This window comes from Ornithinimicrobium carbonis (assembly GCF_977012275.1).
The window spans coordinates 1-18197 of sequence record NZ_OZ348993.1; the positions used below are offsets into that span (position 1 = coordinate 1).

Annotated in this window: 13 protein-coding genes; 11 read left to right on the forward strand and 2 right to left on the reverse strand. The window is 73.6% G+C overall.

Annotated elements, in window-relative coordinates; genetic code table 11:
* The 11 genes from ACWHYA_RS00005 to ACWHYA_RS00055 form a co-directional block, all read left to right on the forward strand.
* The coding region (locus ACWHYA_RS00005) for a VOC family protein (RefSeq protein WP_448095478.1) at positions 1 to 1067 on the forward strand (1067 nt) is incomplete at its 5' end.
* 113 nt (positions 1068 to 1180) lie between these two features.
* Positions 1181 to 2065, forward strand: a complete 885-nt coding sequence (locus ACWHYA_RS00010) for a CPBP family intramembrane glutamic endopeptidase (RefSeq protein ID WP_425940088.1) — start codon at positions 1181 to 1183, stop codon at positions 2063 to 2065.
* Positions 2066 to 2161: 96 nt separating this feature from the next.
* Positions 2162 to 3493: a TrkH family potassium uptake protein gene (locus ACWHYA_RS00015; RefSeq protein ID WP_425940086.1), complete on the forward strand. Its 1332-nt coding sequence runs from the start codon at positions 2162 to 2164 to the stop codon at positions 3491 to 3493.
* Positions 3483 to 4217, forward strand: coding sequence for a potassium channel family protein (locus ACWHYA_RS00020; RefSeq protein WP_425940084.1), 735 nt, complete (start codon positions 3483 to 3485; stop codon positions 4215 to 4217). Before ACWHYA_RS00015 ends, ACWHYA_RS00020 begins: the two co-directional genes overlap by 11 nt.
* A gap of 34 nt (positions 4218 to 4251) precedes the next feature.
* A complete protein-coding gene (locus tag ACWHYA_RS00025) occupies positions 4252 to 7218 on the forward strand; it encodes a cation-translocating P-type ATPase (protein ID WP_425940081.1) in 2967 nt (988 codons plus the stop codon).
* A gap of 46 nt (positions 7219 to 7264) precedes the next feature.
* Positions 7265 to 7600, forward strand: coding sequence for a hypothetical protein (locus ACWHYA_RS00030; protein ID WP_425940080.1), 336 nt, complete (start codon positions 7265 to 7267; stop codon positions 7598 to 7600).
* A 99-nt stretch (positions 7601 to 7699) separates the two neighbouring features.
* Complete coding sequence (locus tag ACWHYA_RS00035) at positions 7700 to 8920, forward strand: glycosyltransferase family 4 protein (protein WP_425941006.1); 1221 nt, start codon at positions 7700 to 7702, stop codon at positions 8918 to 8920.
* Positions 8917 to 10743 carry an ATP-binding cassette domain-containing protein gene (locus tag ACWHYA_RS00040; protein ID WP_448095480.1) on the forward strand — a complete coding sequence of 609 codons (1827 nt, stop codon included), beginning with the start codon at positions 8917 to 8919 and terminating at the stop codon, positions 10741 to 10743. Before ACWHYA_RS00035 ends, ACWHYA_RS00040 begins: the two co-directional genes overlap by 4 nt.
* A gap of 17 nt (positions 10744 to 10760) precedes the next feature.
* Complete coding sequence (locus ACWHYA_RS00045) at positions 10761 to 11864, forward strand: glycosyltransferase (protein WP_425940075.1); 1104 nt, start codon at positions 10761 to 10763, stop codon at positions 11862 to 11864.
* A gap of 10 nt (positions 11865 to 11874) precedes the next feature.
* Complete coding sequence (locus ACWHYA_RS00050; protein WP_425940073.1) at positions 11875 to 13107, forward strand: hypothetical protein; 1233 nt, start codon at positions 11875 to 11877, stop codon at positions 13105 to 13107.
* Positions 13108 to 13156: 49 nt separating this feature from the next.
* Positions 13157 to 15763: a glycosyltransferase family 4 protein gene (locus tag ACWHYA_RS00055; RefSeq protein WP_425940071.1), complete on the forward strand. Its 2607-nt coding sequence runs from the start codon at positions 13157 to 13159 to the stop codon at positions 15761 to 15763.
* A gap of 12 nt (positions 15764 to 15775) precedes the next feature.
* Here ACWHYA_RS00055 and ACWHYA_RS00060 read toward each other — a convergent pair whose 3' ends face one another.
* On the reverse strand, positions 15776 to 16732 hold the full coding sequence (locus tag ACWHYA_RS00060) for a hypothetical protein (RefSeq protein ID WP_425940069.1): 957 nt from the start codon (positions 16730 to 16732) through the stop codon (positions 15776 to 15778).
* Entirely contained in the window at positions 16729 to 18108 is a 1380-nt protein-coding gene (locus ACWHYA_RS00065) for a glycosyl transferase (RefSeq protein WP_425940067.1), read from the reverse strand. The genes ACWHYA_RS00060 and ACWHYA_RS00065 overlap by 4 nt, the downstream gene beginning before the upstream one ends.
* Positions 18109 to 18197: the final 89 nt, after the last annotated feature.

Consider the following 18197-nt stretch of genomic DNA (forward strand, 5'->3'; position numbering starts at 1 on the left):
AGGAGCTCGACCGGGCCCGCACGGTCTCCGCGGCCGCCGCGCGGCTGGGGCTGCGGGCGGACCCGACGACGGTGCAGGACGTGCAGCTGACGATGGATGCGCTCGACCACGCGGCGGTCGTGCCGTTCTGGCAGACGGTCCTGGGACATGAGGCCCTCGGTGAGGAGGACCTCGTCGACCCCGGCCGACGCCTGCCGTCGGTCTGGTTCCAGGAGCAGGACGAGCTCCGGCCGCTGCGCAACCGGCTGCACCTGGACGTCGTCACCCCTCAGCCGGTGGCGGTGGCGGCGCTGGCCGCCGTCCGGGACCTCGGAGCCCGGTCCGTGGCCGAGCACGGCTACTACGCCACGGTCGCTGACGCGGAGGGCAACGAGGTCGACCTGCTCCCGCTCGTCGAGGGTGCCGACCGGTGGGAGGACCCGGGGACCGAGGACTGGCGTCTGGTCTTCTCCGCGATGGCCTGCTACCTCGCACCCGCCGGCGGACCGGCCGTGGACCTGGCCGAGGCGGTGGCACGGCTCGCCGACGAGGCAGGGCTGCCGCTCGGGGTGGACCTGCGCGCCTCCGCCGACGGCGAGGTCGTCGTAACCGTCGACACCGGCAAGGACCGCTGGGAGATGGACGAGGGCTACCGCCCGCTGGCCGCGCAGGTGCAACGGGCGGCACGGGACCTCGGGCTGCGGGCGGACGTCGACCGACCGCGGTTCGTGCAGGTGGGCATCGACGCCGTGGACGTCCCCACGGTGCGCCGGTTCTGGGCCGCCGCGCTCGGCTACGTCGAGGACCCCCGGCCGGAGGTCACCGACCTGGTGGACCCGCGGGGGCTCGCCATACCGTTCTTCCTGCAGCCGATGGAGGCCGGCGACACCGCCCGGCGGGCCCAGCGCAACCGGGTCCACGTCGACGTCTTCGTCCCCGACGACCAGGCGCAGGCCCGGATCGACGCGGCCCTGCGGGCCGGTGGCCGGGTCGTCCGGGACGCCGAGGCTCCCTTCGGGACCACCATTGCCGACCCGGAGGGCAACGAGGTCGACATCGCCGTGGAGGTCGGCCGCGAGGAGGGGTGATCCTCCGGCACCGGCCATCGCCTCCTGGCGTCCCGTCGACGTCCGAGCGCCCGCGGGCCGCTGCGCCACCGCTCCCTCGCCCGGTGCCCCCGCCCACCACTACGGTGGTCGCCGTGCCCCCGCCGAACCCGACGCCCGCCGACCGCGCCGGCCCGACGACCAAGGACTCCGAGCGCGGCGGTCCCGCCGTGACGGGACCCGACGGTCCGGCACCCCTGCTGGGACTGCTGCCCGCGGCCGGTGTCTCCCTCTCGGCCTTCCTCCTCTTCGCCCTGATGGTGGGCTGGCCGGGGCACGTCGTGCTCGCGCTCAGCCTCGTCGCGGCATACCTGATCCACCGTCCCCTCTTCCGGGACCTGCTGCTCATCGGGATCGGCATCACCATCGTGTCGACGACCTCGGTGGAGGCCGACATCAGCTGGCCGATGTTCTTCCGGCTCGGGTTCGTCCTGGGTGCGGCGGTGCTGGTGCCGGTGCTCGTCGACCGGCTCGTCTACCGGCGCGAGCCGGCGATCCGGTTCCCGTGGTTCACCGGGCGGCGCTGGACGCGGATGCAGTGGGCCTACGTCGTCGCGGTCCCGGTGCTGGGCTACCTGATCCTGCCGTCCTACTTCATCAACTCCGGGGCCTACCAGAACTGGCCGCCGATCCAGACCCCGAGCGAGTTCGGGCGGTTCTTCGTCGGGGTCAACGCGGTCGGCCTGTGGGACGAGCTGTTCTTCATCTGCATCTGCTTCGCGCTGCTGCGCCGGCACTTGCCGCTGTGGCAGGCCAACGTGCTGCAGGCGGTCATCTTCGTGTCGTTCCTGTGGGAGCTGGGCTACCGCTCGTGGGGGCCGCTGCTGACGATCCCGTTCGCGCTGCTGCAGGGGTGGATCTTCACCCGGACCAAGTCCTTGACGTACGTCGTGATCATCCACCTGCTCTTCGACGCCGTGGTCTTCTTCGCCATCGTGCACGCGCACGACCGCAGCGTCTTCCCGTTCTTCGTCTACTAGGGGATCGTCGCCGGGCCGCTACTAGGGGATCGTCGCCGGGCCGCCCTGGACGACCCGCTTGCCATCGCCGTCCCGACAGGCGGATGATGGCGGTTCGTGGGTGCCTCCTGGGCCCGGCCCGCGCGACTGGTGACCGCCGCGTTCGCCGTGGCGGCCGTCGTCGGGACGGTCCTGCTCCTGCTGCCGGCGTCCCGGACGCCGGGGTCGCCCGCCGACCCCATGGTCGCCGCCTTCACCACCGTGTCCGCGCTGTGCGTCACCGGTCTGATCACCGTCGACACCGCGACCTACTGGACCCCGTTCGGCCAGGCCGTGATCCTGGCCCTGATCCACGTCGGCGGTGCGGGGGTCATGGCGCTGGCCACGCTGCTCGCCCTGACCGTGCGCGGGCGGCTGGGCATCCGGGGGGCGCTGGTGGCCCAGGCCGAGACGCACGCCGGGTCGCTCGGCGACGTGCGGCGGGTCGTCGGACGCATCGTGGTGGTCATGCTCGTCGTCGAGACGGCCGTGGCGGTGGTCCTGACCGCCCGGTTCCGGGCCGGCTACGACCTGGGCTGGCCCACCGCGCTGTGGCACGGGGTCTTCCACGCCGGCTCGGCGTTCAACAACGCCGGGTTCGCGCTGTGGACCGACAACCTCATCCCGTTCGTGGCCGACGGCTGGATCATCCTGCCGCTGGTCGTCGCCGTGGTGCTGGGCGGCCTCGGGCTGCCGGTCCTGCGCGAGCTCCGCCGCGGGTGGCGGCGCCCCTCCCGGTGGAGCGTGCACACCCGGCTGACCGTCAACGGCAGCCTGGTGCTGCTCGTCCTCGGCACCGCCCTGTTCTGGCTGTTCGAGTCCGCGGCGGGCGGGACGCTGGCCCAGCTGGGCCCGGGCGGCCAGGCCCTCGGCGCCCTCGCGGGCGGCGCCTTCCCCCGCACGGCCGGTTTCAACAGCGTCGACTACGCCCTCGTCAGCGACGAGACCGAGACGGTCACGACCGTGCTGATGTTCATCGGGGGCGGCAGCGCGGGCACGGCCGGGGGGATCAAGGTCACGACCTTCCTGGTGCTGGCCTACGTCGTGCTGGCCGAGATCCGCGGCGAGCCGGACGTGGCCATCGGCCGGCGGCGCATCTCCACCTCGGTCCAGCGGCAGGCGCTGGCGGTCGTCGTGCTCGCCCTGACCCTGGTCACCACCTCGCTCGTGGCCGTCATGGCCCTCACCGACCTGCCCGCCATCGACCTCACCTTCGAGGTCGTCTCCGCCTTCGCCACGGTCGGGCTGTCCACCGGGATCACCGCCGACCTGCCCGCCTCGGCCCAGCTGATCCTCATGGTCCTCATGTTCGTCGGCCGGGTCGGCAGCATCACGGTCGCCTCCGCCCTGGCCCTCAACACCCACCACCGCCACTACCGCCTGCCCGAGGAGCGCCCCATTGTCGGCTGACCGCACCCCCCTCCCCCGTCGTGCCGCCCCGCGACGCACCTCCCGCCGGCACGGCGACGTGCTCGTCGTCGGGCTCGGCCGCTTCGGCTCGGCGGTCGCCGAGTCGCTCGTGCGCCAGGGCGTCGACGTCCTGGCGGTCGACGAGAACCCCGACCGCGTCCAGCGCTTCGCCGAGGAGTTCACCCACACCGTCCAGGCCGACGCCACCGACGGCGAGGCCATGCGCCAGCTGGGGATCGCCGACGTCGACGCCGCGGTCGTGGCGATCGGCTCCGACATCGAGGCGAGCGTGCTGGCGGTCATCACCCTCGTGGAGGCCGGTGTCCCGGAGATCTACGCCAAGGCCATCACCCGCAAGCACGGCAAGATCCTCACCGGCATCGGCGCCCACCACGTCATCTACCCCGAGCTCATCATGGGTCAGCGGGTGGCGCACATGGTCACCGGCGGCCTGCAGGACTACCTGGAGTTCGACGACGGGTTCGCCATCGCCCGCTCCGCCGCCCCGCCGCAGACCTGGGACCAGGACCTGGCCACCTCCGCCCTGCGCACCCGCCACCGCATCACGGTCGTCGGGGTCAAGCGGGCGGTCGAGGGATTCGTGTATGCCGTGCCCGAGACGGTCATCCACGCCGGCGACGACCTGGTGCTGGCCGGTCGCACCGAGGATGTGGAGCGCTTCACCGCCCTGACCCGGGACGGGCGCAGGGCCCGGGACCGGTGACCGCCGACGCCCGCCCGCCTGAGAGGATGAGGTCGTGGCCATCGGGAGCCCGACCGCGCGCACCCTTCCTCCGCACCTGACCGGTGCGAGGGAGCTCTCGGACCTCCTCGAGGTCGACCCGGACGTGGGGCTCAGCAGCACCGAGGTCGAGATCCGGCTCGCGGAGCACGGACCCAACGAGCTGCGCTCCACGGACAGGGTGCCGCTGTGGCGACGCGTCCTCGCGCAGTTCCAGGACCCGCTCGTCTACCTCCTCCTCGTCGCGATCGTCGTCTCCATCACCGCCTGGGTGCTCGAGGGTGCCCAGGGTCTGCCGGTCGACGCGATCGTCATCGGCGCGATCCTCGTCCTCAACGCCGTCCTCGGGTTCGTCCAGGAGGCCAAGGCCGAGGACGCCGTCGCCGCGCTGGCGACGATGACGGCCGCCAGCTCCTCCGTGCTCCGCGACGGCCGGCCGACCGAGCTGCCGTCCGCGGACCTCGTGCCCGGTGACGTCCTCCTGCTCAGCGAGGGCGACGCCGTCGGCGCCGACGCCCGGCTCCTGGAGGCCAGCGGCCTGAAGGTCCAGGAGGCCGCGCTCACCGGCGAGTCGGCCGCCACCGTGAAGTCCGCGACGTCCCTCTCCGGCGAGGTCGCCCTCGCCGACCGGGTCAACATGGTCCACAAGGGCACCGCCGTCGTCGAGGGCGTGGGTCGCGCCGTCGTCACCGCGACCGGCATGCAGTCCGAGATGGGCCACATCGCCGCCCTGCTCGACCGCACCGAGCAGCAGCCCTCCCCGCTGCAGGTCGAGATCGCCAAGGTCTCGCGCACCCTGGGCGCCCTCGTCATCGGCATCGCCGTGGTCGTCATGGCGACCCTGGCCCTCGTCCAGGGCGCCGACTCCCCGCAGGAGTGGGTCACCATCCTGCTGCTCGGGGTCTCCCTCGCCGTGGCCGCGGTCCCCGAGGGCCTGCCCGCGATCCTCTCCGTCGTGCTGGCGATCGGGGTCCGCGCCATGGCCCGGCGCAACGCCGTCATGAAGCACCTGCACTCGGTCGAGACCCTCGGGTCGGCGTCGGTGATCTGCTCCGACAAGACCGGGACGCTCACCCGCAACGAGATGACCCTGCGGACCATCGTCACCGCCTCCGGCCGGGTCGAGCTCTCCGGCACCGGGTACGCGCCGGTCGGCGACGCCGTCCTCGTCGCCGCCGATGACGCCGGCACCGATGGCGATGCCGCCGATGCCGCCGGCACCAATGGGGATGCCACCGATGCCGCCGGCACCAATGGCGATGCCGCCGATGACGCCGGCACCAATGGGGATGCCGCCGATGCCGCCGGCGCCGCCGCCGAGGACCTCCTCGTGGAGGCCCGGCTCGTCCTCATCGGCGGGTCCGTCGCGAACAACGCGACCATCTCCGAGCAGGACGGCCAGTGGGTGGTCCACGGAGACCCGACCGAGGCCGCCTTCATCGTGGCGAGCTCCAAGCTCGGGGAGGTGACCGAGCGGATCGGGCACTACGAGCGGCGGGCCGAGGCGCCGTTCACCTCCGAGCGCAAGATGATGTCGGTCCTCGCCCACCACGACGACCGCGCGGAGAACCGCATCTTCACCAAGGGCGCGGCCGACGTCCTCCTGGACCGCTGCGTCGCCGAGCGCCACGGGGACGAGGTCGTCCCGCTGGACGACGCCGCCCGCGCCAGGCACTTGGCGGTCGTCGAGGCCCTCTCCGCCGAGGGTTACCGCACGCTGGGCGTCGCCTACCGCGTCGCCGACGACGGCGAGCCGGGCCACCACGACGCCGACGTCGAGCACGACCTCGTCCTCGCCGGCGTGGTCGGCATCATCGACCCGCCGCGGGAGGAGGCCCAGGCCGCCGTCGCCGCCGCCCACCGCGCCGGCGTCCGCACCATCATGATCACCGGTGACCATCCCGCGACCGCGCAGCGGATCGCCGCCGACCTGGGCATCATCGCCGAGGGTGGGCGCGCTGCCGCCGGCGTCGAGCTGGAGCGGCTGGACGACGACGCCCTCGTCGACCTGGTCCGGGAGGTCAGCGTCTACGCGCGCGTCGCCCCCCACCACAAGCTGCGGATCGTGGACGCCCTCCAGCGGGACGGGCACGTCGTGGCGATGACCGGTGACGGCGTCAACGACGCTCCGGCGCTCAAGAGTGCCGACATCGGGATCGCGATGGGCATCACCGGCACCGAGGTGACCAAGGAAGCCAGCCGGATGATCCTCGGCGACGACAACTTCGCGACGATCGTCGCCGCGATCCACCGCGGACGGATCATCTTCGACAACATCGGCAAGTTCCTGCGCTACATGATGTCGTCGAACCTGGGCGAGGTCGTCACCGTGTTCTTCGGCATCGTCCTCGCCGGCGTCCTCGGCCTGCGCGACACCGCCAACCCCGACGCGCTCGTCGTTCCGCTGCTCGCGACCCAGATCCTGTGGATCAACATGGTCACCGACTCCGTGCCGGCGCTCGCGATGGGGGTCGACCCCGAGATCGACGACGTCATGGCCCGCCCGCCGCGCCGCCCCGACCGTCCCATCCTCGACCGGCCGATGTGGGCGCGGATCCTCTTCACCGGTTTTCTCATGGGGGCGGTCACCCTGCTGACGATGGACCTGTTCCTGCCCGGCGGGCTGCTCGAGGGCTCGGAGTCCTTCGACCTGGCGCGGACCGCCGGGTTCACGACGCTCGTCCTGGCCCAGCTCCTCAACGCGCTCAGCTCGCGCTCGGCCGCGCAGAGCTCGTTCCACCGGATGTTCCGCAACCCGTGGTTGTGGGCGGCGATCGGGCTGGTCGTCGCGCTCCAGGTCGTCGTCGTGCACGTGCCCGTGATGCAGCACGCCTTCACCACCGTCCCCCTCAGCGGTCTGCAGTGGCTGGTCTGCCTCGCGATGGCGTCGGTCGTGCTCTGGGCCCAGGAGGTCGTCAAGATCGCCCACCGCGCGTGGGCCCGCCACCGGCCCGCACCCGTCCTCGGCGCACCGGCGGCATAGCCCGCGCCGTCCGCCGGAGGACCCCCTGCGGGTCTAGGCTCCGCTCATGGCGAAGGGGCCGACCACGCGAACGCGGCGCGACACCGCGCAGGGGACGATCACCACCGGTGGTCTCGTCTGGGGGTTCCTGCTGGGCGTGCCGGCCGGGTTCGTGCTGCAGCTGGTGCTCGGGCTCGCGCTGGGGCCGCTGCTGGAGCGCTGGCAGCTGGTCGCCTACCTCGACCACTTCTCCCCGCTCCCGGCCGTCGCGATCGCCGTGGCCGTGGTGCTCGTGCCGCGGCTGCGCCGGTGGGGTGCCGGGTTCCTCCTGGGCCTGTCCCTGGGCATGGCGGCCGAGGCGCTGCTGCTCCTGTGGTGGCTCCAGAGCCAGGGCTTCGGATGACGGGGCCGGTAGGACCCGGGAGCTCACCGCCACCGATACTGGACGGATGAACCACCGGGGTATGCCGTTGAACCCCCGGGGTATGCCGTGCGGGTGCTGATGCTCGTGGCGACCCCGGTCGCCACCGACACCCGGGTCCTGCGCGAGGCCACGACCCTCGTCGCGGCCGGGCACACCGTGCACGTCGTCGGCCGGGCGGTCCCCGAGGACTTCGTCCCGCCCGCGGGCGTGACCGTCAGCTCGGTCGGGGTGTCCTCGGCCCTGCGCCGCGACGGCGCGGCCCCGCTGTCGGCCCGTCGGCAGCCGGCACCCGTCCGGCTGGCCCGCTGGCTCCTGCTCCCCGAGCACCGCCGGTCCGCCTTCGGACGGTGGGCCGCCGCCGCGACCGTCGACGCGCAGCGACGGGGGTTCGACGCGGTGCACGCGCACGACTTCACCGCCCTGGCCGCCGGCTCCGCCCTCGCCGAAGCCCGCGACGTCCCCCTCGTCTACGACGCGCACGAGCTGTGGACCGGACGTCCCCGCGAGCACCGCCCCACCCCGTGGGCGGACCGCCGCGAGCGCCGGCTGGAGCAGACCCTCGGCGACCGGGCCGACGCCGTCCTCACCGTCGGCGACGGCGTGGCCGACGCGCTGCGCCGGCGGTACGGCTGGAACCACGTCACCGTCGTGCGCAACACCTTCCCGGCGGCCGCCACGCCACCCACGCCGCCCGACGCCCCCACCGCACTGGTCTACCCCGGCCGGCTGGCGGCATACCGGGAGCTGGAGACGGTCGCCGCGGTGACCCTGGACCCCGGTATTCCCCTGCCCGTGACGCTCGTCGGACCAGCCGACGCGACCTGGCTGGCCGGGTTCGACCCGGGGCACGCCGCGGTCCGTGCGCCGGTCGGCACCGACGAGCTCACCGACCTGCTCACCCGCGCGGGGCTGGCGCTGGTGACCCACTCCGACGCGTGGGAGAACCACCGCCTCGCCCTGCCCAACAAGCTCTTCCACGCGGTCCGGGCGGGCGTGCCCGTGGTGGCCACCGACGTCGGCGAGCTGGCGAAGGCGGTCCGGGAGCACGGGCTGGGCACGCTCTACCGCCCCGGGGACACGCGCTCGCTGGCCCGGGCCGTGGAGGAGGCCGTGGCAGACTATGCCGGGCTGCGCAGGGCCGTGCTGGCCGCCTCGGGGACCCTCAGCTGGGAGGCGGACGCGCACCGGCTCCTGGCGGTGTACGACCGGCTGGCTGCCCGCCGGCACGGGCAGGACGCGACACGCCGGGCCGACGCGGCTCCGGTGGACCACGGCACGGACGAGGATCGGCAGCGATGAGCCACGAGACGACGGACGGGAGCGCCGGCGCCACCGCGACCCCGGAACCGCCCGGGTTCGCCACGGACTACCACCGCTACATGCCCCACCGGACGGGGCTGCCGCACCTGCCGACCTACTTCCGTGAGCTGTGGCGCCGGCGCGAGTTCGCCTTCGAGACCTCCAAGGCCAACATGCGCGGGGCCAACACCAACACCTTCTTCGGCCAGGCGTGGCTGGTGCTCAACCCGCTCCTGCTCTCGCTCGTCTACTACCTGCTGGTGACCGTCATCTCCCAGCGCGACGACACCCAGGGCTGGGAGTACTTCGCCCACCTGACCGGGGGCCTGTTCGTCTTCTACTTCTTCCAGGGGTCGGTCAACAACGCGGCCGGCTCGGTCGTCAACGCCGGTGGCCTGGTGCTCAACACCGCCTTCCCGAGGCTCCTGCTCCCCCTGGCGGCGGTGCGGACCGCCCTGCTGCGCTTCCTGCCCACGCTGCCGGTCTACTTCGTCTTCCACATCATGGCCGGGAACCCGTGGACGCCCGCGACCTTCCTGGTCGCCCCGATCTTCCTGGGGCTGCTGGCGATGTTCGCCGCCGGGCTGTCCGCCCTCTTCGCCGCCCTGCAGGTCTACTTCCGGGACATGACCGCCTTCCTGCCCTACCTCATGCGCATCTGGCTCTACTCCTCGCCGGTGCTGTGGACCGTGGACATGATCGGGGGCCACGCGACGGCCCAGGCGATCGCGCCCTTCAACCCCCTGTACGCCCTCATCGGGGGTACGGGATGGCCCTGCAGGACGGCCAGGTGCCCGGGCTGGAGCTGTGGCTGCTGGCCGTCGCCTGGGCGGTCGGGGCGTTCGTGGTGGGGTCGGCCTACTTCATGTCGAGGGAGCGTGATTTCGCTGTCCGCATCTGAGCAGCCCTCGCCCGGCCGGGCCCCGGAGGGGGACGGCCCCGGCCGTCCCACCGCCGACAGCGCCGGCCGGTCCTTCGTCGGTGGTGCCTTCTCGCTCGCCAAGGACCGCACCCGTGGTCCCGCGGCGGCCGACTCCTACCCCTACCGGGACAACACCGGCCGCACCGACCTGGCCGCCAGCGTGCAGAACCTCTCGGTCACCTACCGGACCCGGTTCGAGCGGGTGCCGACGTTCAAGAAGGCCATCACCCGCCGTCAGCGGTCCGTCGTGGAGATCCAGGCCCTGCGCCGGGTGACCTTCGACGTCCCGGTGGGCACCTCGATGGGCATCATCGGGTCCAACGGCGCGGGCAAGTCCACCCTGCTGCGCACGCTCGCCGGCATCCTGTCCCCCACCGAGGGGCGGGTGGAGGTGTGGGGTCGCGCCAGCACCCTGCTCGCGCTCGGCGTGGGCTTCAACGTCAACCTCTCGGGCCGGGAGAACGTGCGACTGGGCGGGCTGGCGGCCGGTCTGTCCCGGCGCGAGGTCGAGGAGCGCGCCGACGAGATCGCCGACTGGGCCGAGCTGGGCGAGTTCATCGACGCTCCGCTGCGCACCTACTCCTCCGGCATGTTCAGCCGGCTGGCGTTCTCCGTGGCCGTCCACATGCGGCCCGACATCCTCATGGTCGACGAGGCGCTCTCGGCGGGCGACGCGAAGTTCCGCGAGAAGGCCGACGCCAAGATGGCCGAGCTGCGCGACAGCGCCCGGGCGATGTTCCTCGTCAGCCACGGCCTGTCCAGCATCCAGGAGATGTGCACCGACTGCCTGTGGCTGCACAAGGGCCGCATCATGATGCACGCCTCCCCCGCGGAGTGCATCACGGCCTACACCGAGTTCGTCAAGGTCGGCAAGACCCCCTCGACGATGGAGGAGATCTGAGGAGGGGCGGCCCGCGGGTGGACGTCTCGGTCGTCACCTCGGGCCACGACCTCGCCGACGCGCGCCTCCACCGCGAGGTGGCGGCGCTGGTCGGGCTCGGCATCCGCGTCGAGGTGCTCGCCCTCGGCCACGGGGTCGACGCCCCCGCCGGGTCGTCCGCCCGGACGTGGCGGCGTCGCGGGCCCGCCGGCCGGGCCGCCCTCGCCGGGGAGATGGCCGTCCGCGCCCGGGGCCGGGTGCTGCTCGCGCACGACCCGGACTCGGCGGTCGCCGCCGGCGCGGTCGTCCGGGCCACCGGCCGCCGCCTGGTGGTCGACGTGCACGAGGACTACGGGGCGCTCCTGCACGACCGGCCCTGGGCCAGGCGGATGCACGGGCTGCCCGGGATCCTCGCCCGGGGACTGGTCCGGACCTTCCAGGAGGTCGCGGCCCGGGCCGACCTGACCGTGGTGGCCGACGACCACGTCCCTCCGCTCCGGGCCCGCCACCGCCTGCTGCTGCCCAACGTCCCCTACCCGGGGATGCTCCCCGCCCCGGCGCTGCCCGACCCGCGTCCCCGGGCGGTCTACGTGGGCGACGTGCGCGCCAGCCGCGGGCTGTTCGCGATGTTCGCGGCGCTGCGCGGAGCACCGGACTGGACCCTGGACGTCGTTGGCCCCGTCGCCCCCGCGGACCGCCCGGCCATGGAGGCCGCGCTGGACGCCGACCCCGACCTGGCCCGTCGGGTGCGGCTGCACGGCCGACGCCCGCCCGTCCCTGCCTGGGCCGACGCGGCCGGCGCGTGGTGCGGCCTCGTGCTGCTGGCGGACACCCCCGCGTTCCGTCGCGCGGTGCCGAGCAAGCTCGCCGAGTACCTGGCCTGCGGCCTGCCCGTCGTCACCACCGACCTGCCCCGCCAGGCCGACGTGGTCGGCACGACCGGGGCGGGGTCGGTCGTGCCGACCGGGGACGACGAGCAGGTCGGTGCCGCCGTCGCCGAGGTGCTGCGGGGCTGGTCGCAGCAGCCCGGGACCCTGTCCATGGCCCGGGAGTCCGCCCGCCGGGAGGGCTCCTGCGGGCCGGCGGCCCAGGCACCCGCGCTCTACCAGGCCTTCGCCGGGGCCGTCGCCGACCTGCTCTAGGAGGTATGCCGTGCCGCGTCCGCCCCGTCTGCCCACCCCCGTCCGGGACCGGGTCCGGCGGGTCCGCAGGGCCTTGCCCGCGGCGCTCGTGCGCCGCGTCGACGTGCTGCTCGGAGCCACACCCGCACCCCCCACCGTCGACGAGCTGGCCCGGGCGCTGCGGACCCCGTCGGTGCCGGAGCAGGACACCCGGCTCCTGGTCGCGCCGGTGAACTTCGCCGGTCAGGGTCACGCCTGGGCCCGGGCCGTCGAGGCGCACGTGCCGGGCGTCGGTGCGCGGTCGATGGCGGTGGAGGGGCCGATGGGCTTCCCCGCCGACCAGGTCGTGCCGTCACCGGCCTACCGCGACGTCGTCTGGCAGCGCACCCAGGAGCGCCACCTGCTGGAGCACTACACGCACGTGCTGGTGGAGGCCTCCCGGCCCGTGCTGGGCACCCTCTACGGCCGGACCTGCGCCGAGGAGCTGCCGGTGCTGCGTCGCGGCGGGCTGCAGGTGGGCCTGATCGCCCACGGGTCGGACCTGCGCGTCCCGAGCCGGCACGCGGAACGGTTCCCGCACTCGCCGTTCACCGACCCGTCCGACCCCCTGACGCGGCGGTTGGAGCGGAACGCCCGCCGCGCGGTCGAGCTGTTCGCCGGCTTCGACGGGCCGACCTTCGTCTCCACGCCGGACCTGCTCGACGACGCCCCGGACGCCCGGTGGTGCCCCACCGTCGTGGACCCGGCGTCCTGGGCGAGCGGTGCACCGGTGCTGGAGCGGAGGGCACCGCGGGTCATCCACATCCCCAGCAGGGGTCGGCTCAAGGGGTCCGAGCACGTGGACCCGGTCCTGCAGGGCCTGCACGCCTCCGGGGAGATCGAGTACGTGCGCCTGGAGGGGGTGCCGCACGAGCGGGTCCGTCGGGAGGTGCGGGAGGCCGACGTCCTCGTCGACCAGGCGGTGATGGGCCTCTACGGCGTGTCGGCCCTCGAGGGCCTGGCCGCCGGGCGCGTCGTGCTCGGCTTCGTCGGCGACCGGGTCCGGGACCGGGTCCGGGACACGACCGGTCTGGAGGTCCCGGTCGTGGAGATCACGCCCGAGACCCTCGCCGAGGTCCTCGCCGACCTGCTGGCCGACCGGGACCGGGCACGCACCGTGGCGGCCGCCGGGCCCGGGTTCGTCCGGGAGGTCCACGACGGGCGCTGGTCAGCACGGGTGCTCGGCCGCCTGACGGTCACCGACCCCGACCGGGCCGAGCAGTGAGTAGCCTCACCCCCGACGTCCGTTCCCACCGACCCGCAGGAGGACCTCAGTGACCGGCCCCTCGATCCTCATGATGGTCGGCAACGACATCCGCCACGACACCCGCGTCCTCAAGACGGCGCTCGCGCTCGCGGACGGCGGCGCGGCCGTGACCGTCCTCGGGCACGCCTCCTCGGGGTTCCACGAGGACGCCCTGCTGGGGGACGTCCGGATCGTGCGCGTCCCGGTGGCCTTCCGGTTCCGCGGCACGCAGCAGACGCTCAGGGCCCAGCGCCGCAAGGCGCGCCTGGTGCCTCCCCCGGCGGCGCACCGCACCCGGCGCACCTGGGCGTTGCGCTCGACCCTCCTCAGCGGTGAGGCGAAGGACCTCGGTGGGTGGACACACCGGTCCCGGGCGCTCAGCGGCAAGGTGGAGCGCCGGGTCCGCACCGGGGCGGACCACCTCGTCGAGAAGCTGGGGTCCCGCGAGGACCGGGTCCGGGAGTCGTGGTGGGAGTGGTGGGACGACCACGGCGTGGGGACGAGCTGGCGTCGTGAGGTGCCGGAGCTCTTCGACTACGAGCTGGCCTTCGCCCCGGTCGTCGACACGCTGGACTGGGAGATCATCCACGCCCACGACGTCCATCTCCTCGGCACGGCCACCCGCGCGGTGGCTCGGCGCCGGGCGAGCGGACGGCCCGCCGAGTGGGTCTACGACGCCCACGAGTTCGTCGCCGGGCTCTCGCAGTACCCGGGCCGGACGCGGCGACGGATCCTGGGCTACCTCGACGCCGAGCGCGAGTACGTCCGTGCCGCGAGTGCCCTGGTCACGGTGACCGAACCCCTGGCCGAGGAGCTCCAACGCCGGTACGACCTGCCCCGGCGGCCCACCGTCGTGATGAACACCCCGCCGGGTGCCAGTCCGGCTCCGGACGGCGTCGTCGGCCTCCGCGACCAGTGCGGACTGTCCGAGGACGTCCCACTGCTGGTCTACAGCGGAGGCGTCACCGCGGCGCGTGGCGTCCTCACGGCGGTCGACGCGCTGCCGGAGCTTCCCGGGGTGCACCTCGCCGTGGTCTGCGTCCCCCACACCCGGGTCGCCCCCGCCAAGCAGCTGCGCAGCCGCGCGGTGGAGCTGGGCGTCAGCGACCGCCTGCACCTGGTCGAGCCGGTGACCCCGGACGCGGTGACCGCATTCGTCACCTCGGCCGACGTCGGGATCATCCCGCTCCTGCACTACGGGAGCCACGAGGTGGCGCTCGCCAACAAGCTGTTCGAGTACCTCTTCGCCGGGCTGCCCGTCCTCGTGAGCGACTGCCGGGCCCAGGCCGACTTCGTGCGCGAGCACGAGGTCGGCGGCGTGCACCTGGCCGACGACCCGGTCTCCTTCGCCGCCGAGCTCCGGGCGCTGCTGGACCGCCTTCCGGAGGTGCGCCGGCACATCGCCGAGACCGAGGCGCTCCTGGACCCCTACCACTGGGAGCACCAGGCGCGGAACCTCCGCGGGCTCTACCGCGAGCTGCTCGGCCCGGACGCGCTCGCCGAGCCTGGAAGGCCCACCATGCTGACCGGCCTCGTCGAGGGAGCACCACCCCGCGACGACCGCCCCTCGGTCGTGGGGATCGGCCCGGCCAACATGGCCGGCCAGGCCAGCGCCTGGGCCCGCGCGCTCACGGCGAACATCCCCGGGCTGCGCACCCACGTCACGGTGGTCGACCGCAACCTCCCTCTGCTCTTCCCCGGGGACCAGACGGTGCCGAGCCACGTCTACTCCCGCGACCAGCGCTGGTCGCAGGCCTTCCAGGGAGCCGCCCAGCAGGAGTGGACCCACGCGCTCCTCGAGTCCGGACGACCACTGTTCGGCCTGCGCAACGGGAGGACCTTCGAGGGCGACGTCCGCGTCCTGCGGGCGGTCGGGATCCGCGTCGGACTGATCCTGCACGGTTCGGAGATCCGCGACCCGCGTCGGCACGCGACGCTGACACCCTGGTCCCCCTTCCATGATCCGGAGGACGAGCTGACCGCGCGCCTCCAGACCCAGCGCGACACCCTCGCCGCCAAGGTGGAGACCTTCATCACCGAGGGGCACGGACCGGTCTTCGTGACCACCCCCGAGCTGCTGGCGGACGCACCCGGATCCGTGTGGCTGCCGGTGGTCGTCGATCCCGAGACCTGGGCCGGGGGTGCGCCGCCGATGACCAGGGAGCGACCCGTCGTGCTGCACGCGCCGAGCCGGGCCGCCCTCAAGGGGAGCGCCGCCGCCGACGAGGTGCTGAGCAGGCTCGACGCACGGGGTCTCGTCGACTACCGGAGGATCGAGGACGTCCCGCCCGAGCAGATGCCGGCGCTCGTGCGCGACGCCGACATCGTGCTGGACCAGTTCGCACTCGGGATCTACGGCGTGATGGCCGCCCAGGTCATGGCGGCGGGGCGGGTCCTGGTGCTGGGACCTCTTCTCGACGACGTCCGGAGGGTCACAGAGGACGCCGCCGGTATGTCGCTGCCAGTGGTCGAGGCGACACCGGACACGCTGGCCGACGTGCTGGAAGGGCTGGTCCTGGACCGGGACGGCGCCAGGGTCGTCGCGGAGGCGGGGCCGGCGTTCGTGGAACGGGTTCACGACGGTCGACTGGCCTCCGAGGTGCTGACCGAGCACCTGGAACTGCGCGGACGCTGAGCCCGCACGACCTCAGTGGCGGGCGCGCCGGGCAGCCAGGGCGCGCGCGCCCGAGGGGAGGGTGACGTAGACGTCCGGCCCGCGGTGTCGACGCGCCAGCAGCCAGGCCGCCTTCTGCGCCCGCTCGTCCACCGGGACGACGAGGTCGGCGGACCGGAACAGCTCGCCCACCGCGGAGGACCGCGTCGCGGCCAGCGCAAACTCCCACGAGATGCCGTCCTTGCGCTCGCTCAGCGCCTTCCGGACGGACGTGCTCGGCAGGTCGCGGGCCCGGGCGGGCAGCTTACGCCAGTCGTCCGGCAGCGCCGCCCCCCGCGTCGTGACCCTCTTCACGCGGCGCACCTGGGCGCTGACCAACCGACTGGCCCGACGCTGGGCCCTCCTGCTTCGCCACCGAACGGCCTGGCGGAGCCTCCGAGGATGATGGACAGGGAGGTGGGACAGGTCGTTGGAGCGCGCCGTCGGTTCCTGGCCCTCCGTCGGACCCGTTTCATGGGACCCGGTCGCCGCACGCGGCCCGGTCGTCGTGTACGTGCCTCCCCCGTCCTCCGCTTCCGCCCGGTCGGGATCCTGGTCGGCGGCAGCTGCCTGGACCGGGCCGGCCTCCTGTTCCGACAGCTGCTCGTCCAGCTCGGGGACACCCAGTCCGCCGGACGGTGGTCCCGCGGCCTCCTCCACCGCGGCCCCCTCCACCGCACCTGCTGCACCTCCGACCTCAGGAGCGGAGGACGGCACCAGGTCCGTCGCCGGACCGGCACCGGTCGGGAGGACCGGCCAGTCCGTCGGTTCCTGCCCGAGCCGCAGGACCGGACCGCAGACGAGGGTCCGGGCCAGGGGAAGGTGGACCTTGGGGGCGAACCATGACACCAGGCTCAGCTCGTCGGTCGTCCCCAGCCCTAGATGGGACCGCCACAGGGCGACCTTCCGCTCGTCGATGCCCCGGCCGGTGTCCATCACCACGACCTTCATGCGTGCTCCCCCACCGGTGCTCCCGTTGATGTCCGCCGCCCCGGAAGGTCCGCCAGCGCCTGGAGGCGCGGTCGGAGCTGCAGGTCGCGACGGTACTGCTCTGCGAACGCCGCGCACGCCTCCCGCGTGCCGGCGTCGGCGCGGCGAGCCGCTGCGGCCGCGGCGCCCAGGGCGTCGGAGATCTCCTCCGTCGACAGGCCGGTGACCGGGAACCACAACGGATAACCCCGGAGCACGTCGGCCGCCGCGTTGACGGGGTCGTGGAGCGACACGATGGGCAGTCCCGTCGCGGCATACTCGAACACCTTGCCGCTCGTCACGTACCTCCCCGCGCCGAGCAGCAGGAGCAGCGCGTCGAAGCGGTCGTAGACGTCCCGGAGCTCGGTCTTGGGGACGGGTCCGTGGTACGTCAGCCCGTCCCCCGCATGGCTCTCGACCAGCCGGAGCATGGCGGAGCTGGGGATCGAGAAGTAACCGAGGTGACCCCAGACCTCTGCCCGCGCCAGCCCGAGGTCCGGGTGGGTGGACCGGGCCGTGGCCCAGCCCTGGGTGAACTCGTGCAGAGGCACCTTGCGACTGAGGGTCCCGATGTAGCCGAACGTCAACGGTCGCGAACCGTCCGGGGGGGCCAGCCGGGGTCGCGGCGCGAACTCCGGGTCGAAGCCGTTGGCGACCACGTGCATGCGTGCCGCGACGTCAGGGTGGCGGCGGGCGTGCCAGTCGCGGATGGGTTCGTTGACGAACCACACCTCGCGAGCCCGGCCGAGCAGATCCTTCTCCAGCCGGTCCACACGGCCACCCTCGGGGTGCATGAGACCGCCGTCGAAGACGTCGAGCATCCATGCGTCCCGGTAGTCCATGACGTAGGGGACGCCGTGCCTCCGGTTCAGGACGTCGGCAGCGGTGAAGTCGACGCTGGGGTTGGCGCTCGCCACCGCAAGGTCCACGGGGGAACGGGCGTGCACGGCGAGGGCTGCCTCCTCGAGCGGGGCCCGCCAGGGGCCGTAACCCACCTCCGGGAAGCTGCTCACGTCGCGACGCCGCTGTCGTTCCCGCCAGCGGTCGGGTGCGAACATGCGCAGGGCCGACCATCGACGCAGGTCGGTCTCCAGCGCGGGCCACTCGAAGGGGATCCGCACCACCGTCACCTCCGGCCGCACCTGCGACTCCAACGAGGGGTCGGCGCCGGTGTACCGCTCGAAGGTCTCCCGCGCGGCGGTCAGCACGGTGACCCGGAACCCGGCGGCGGCGAAGGCGTTGACCGTCGCCAGCGCCCGGTAGACGCCCCCGCTGCGTGACGGCGGGAACCCCCACGCCACGTAGAGCACGTGCGGACGACGGTCGCCCCCACCGTCGGCGACTGCACTCGGACCCACCGTCCAGCTCCCTCCGTCTCGACCGCCCTGGCGGACCCGGTCAGTATGGCAAGGCGCTCCGTCGCCGCTCCGCAGGACGCGCTGGACCA

Coding starts and splice junctions, on each gene's coding strand:
- ACWHYA_RS00030 (WP_425940080.1), top strand. CDS start 7,265: ATGGCGAAGGGGCCGACCACGCGAACGCGGCGCGACACCGCGCAGGGG.
- ACWHYA_RS00035 (WP_425941006.1), top strand. CDS start 7,700: ATGCTCGTGGCGACCCCGGTCGCCACCGACACCCGGGTCCTGCGCGAG.
- ACWHYA_RS00040 (WP_448095480.1), top strand. CDS start 8,917: ATGAGCCACGAGACGACGGACGGGAGCGCCGGCGCCACCGCGACCCCG.
- ACWHYA_RS00060 (WP_425940069.1), bottom strand. CDS start 16,732: ATGAAGGTCGTGGTGATGGACACCGGCCGGGGCATCGACGAGCGGAAG.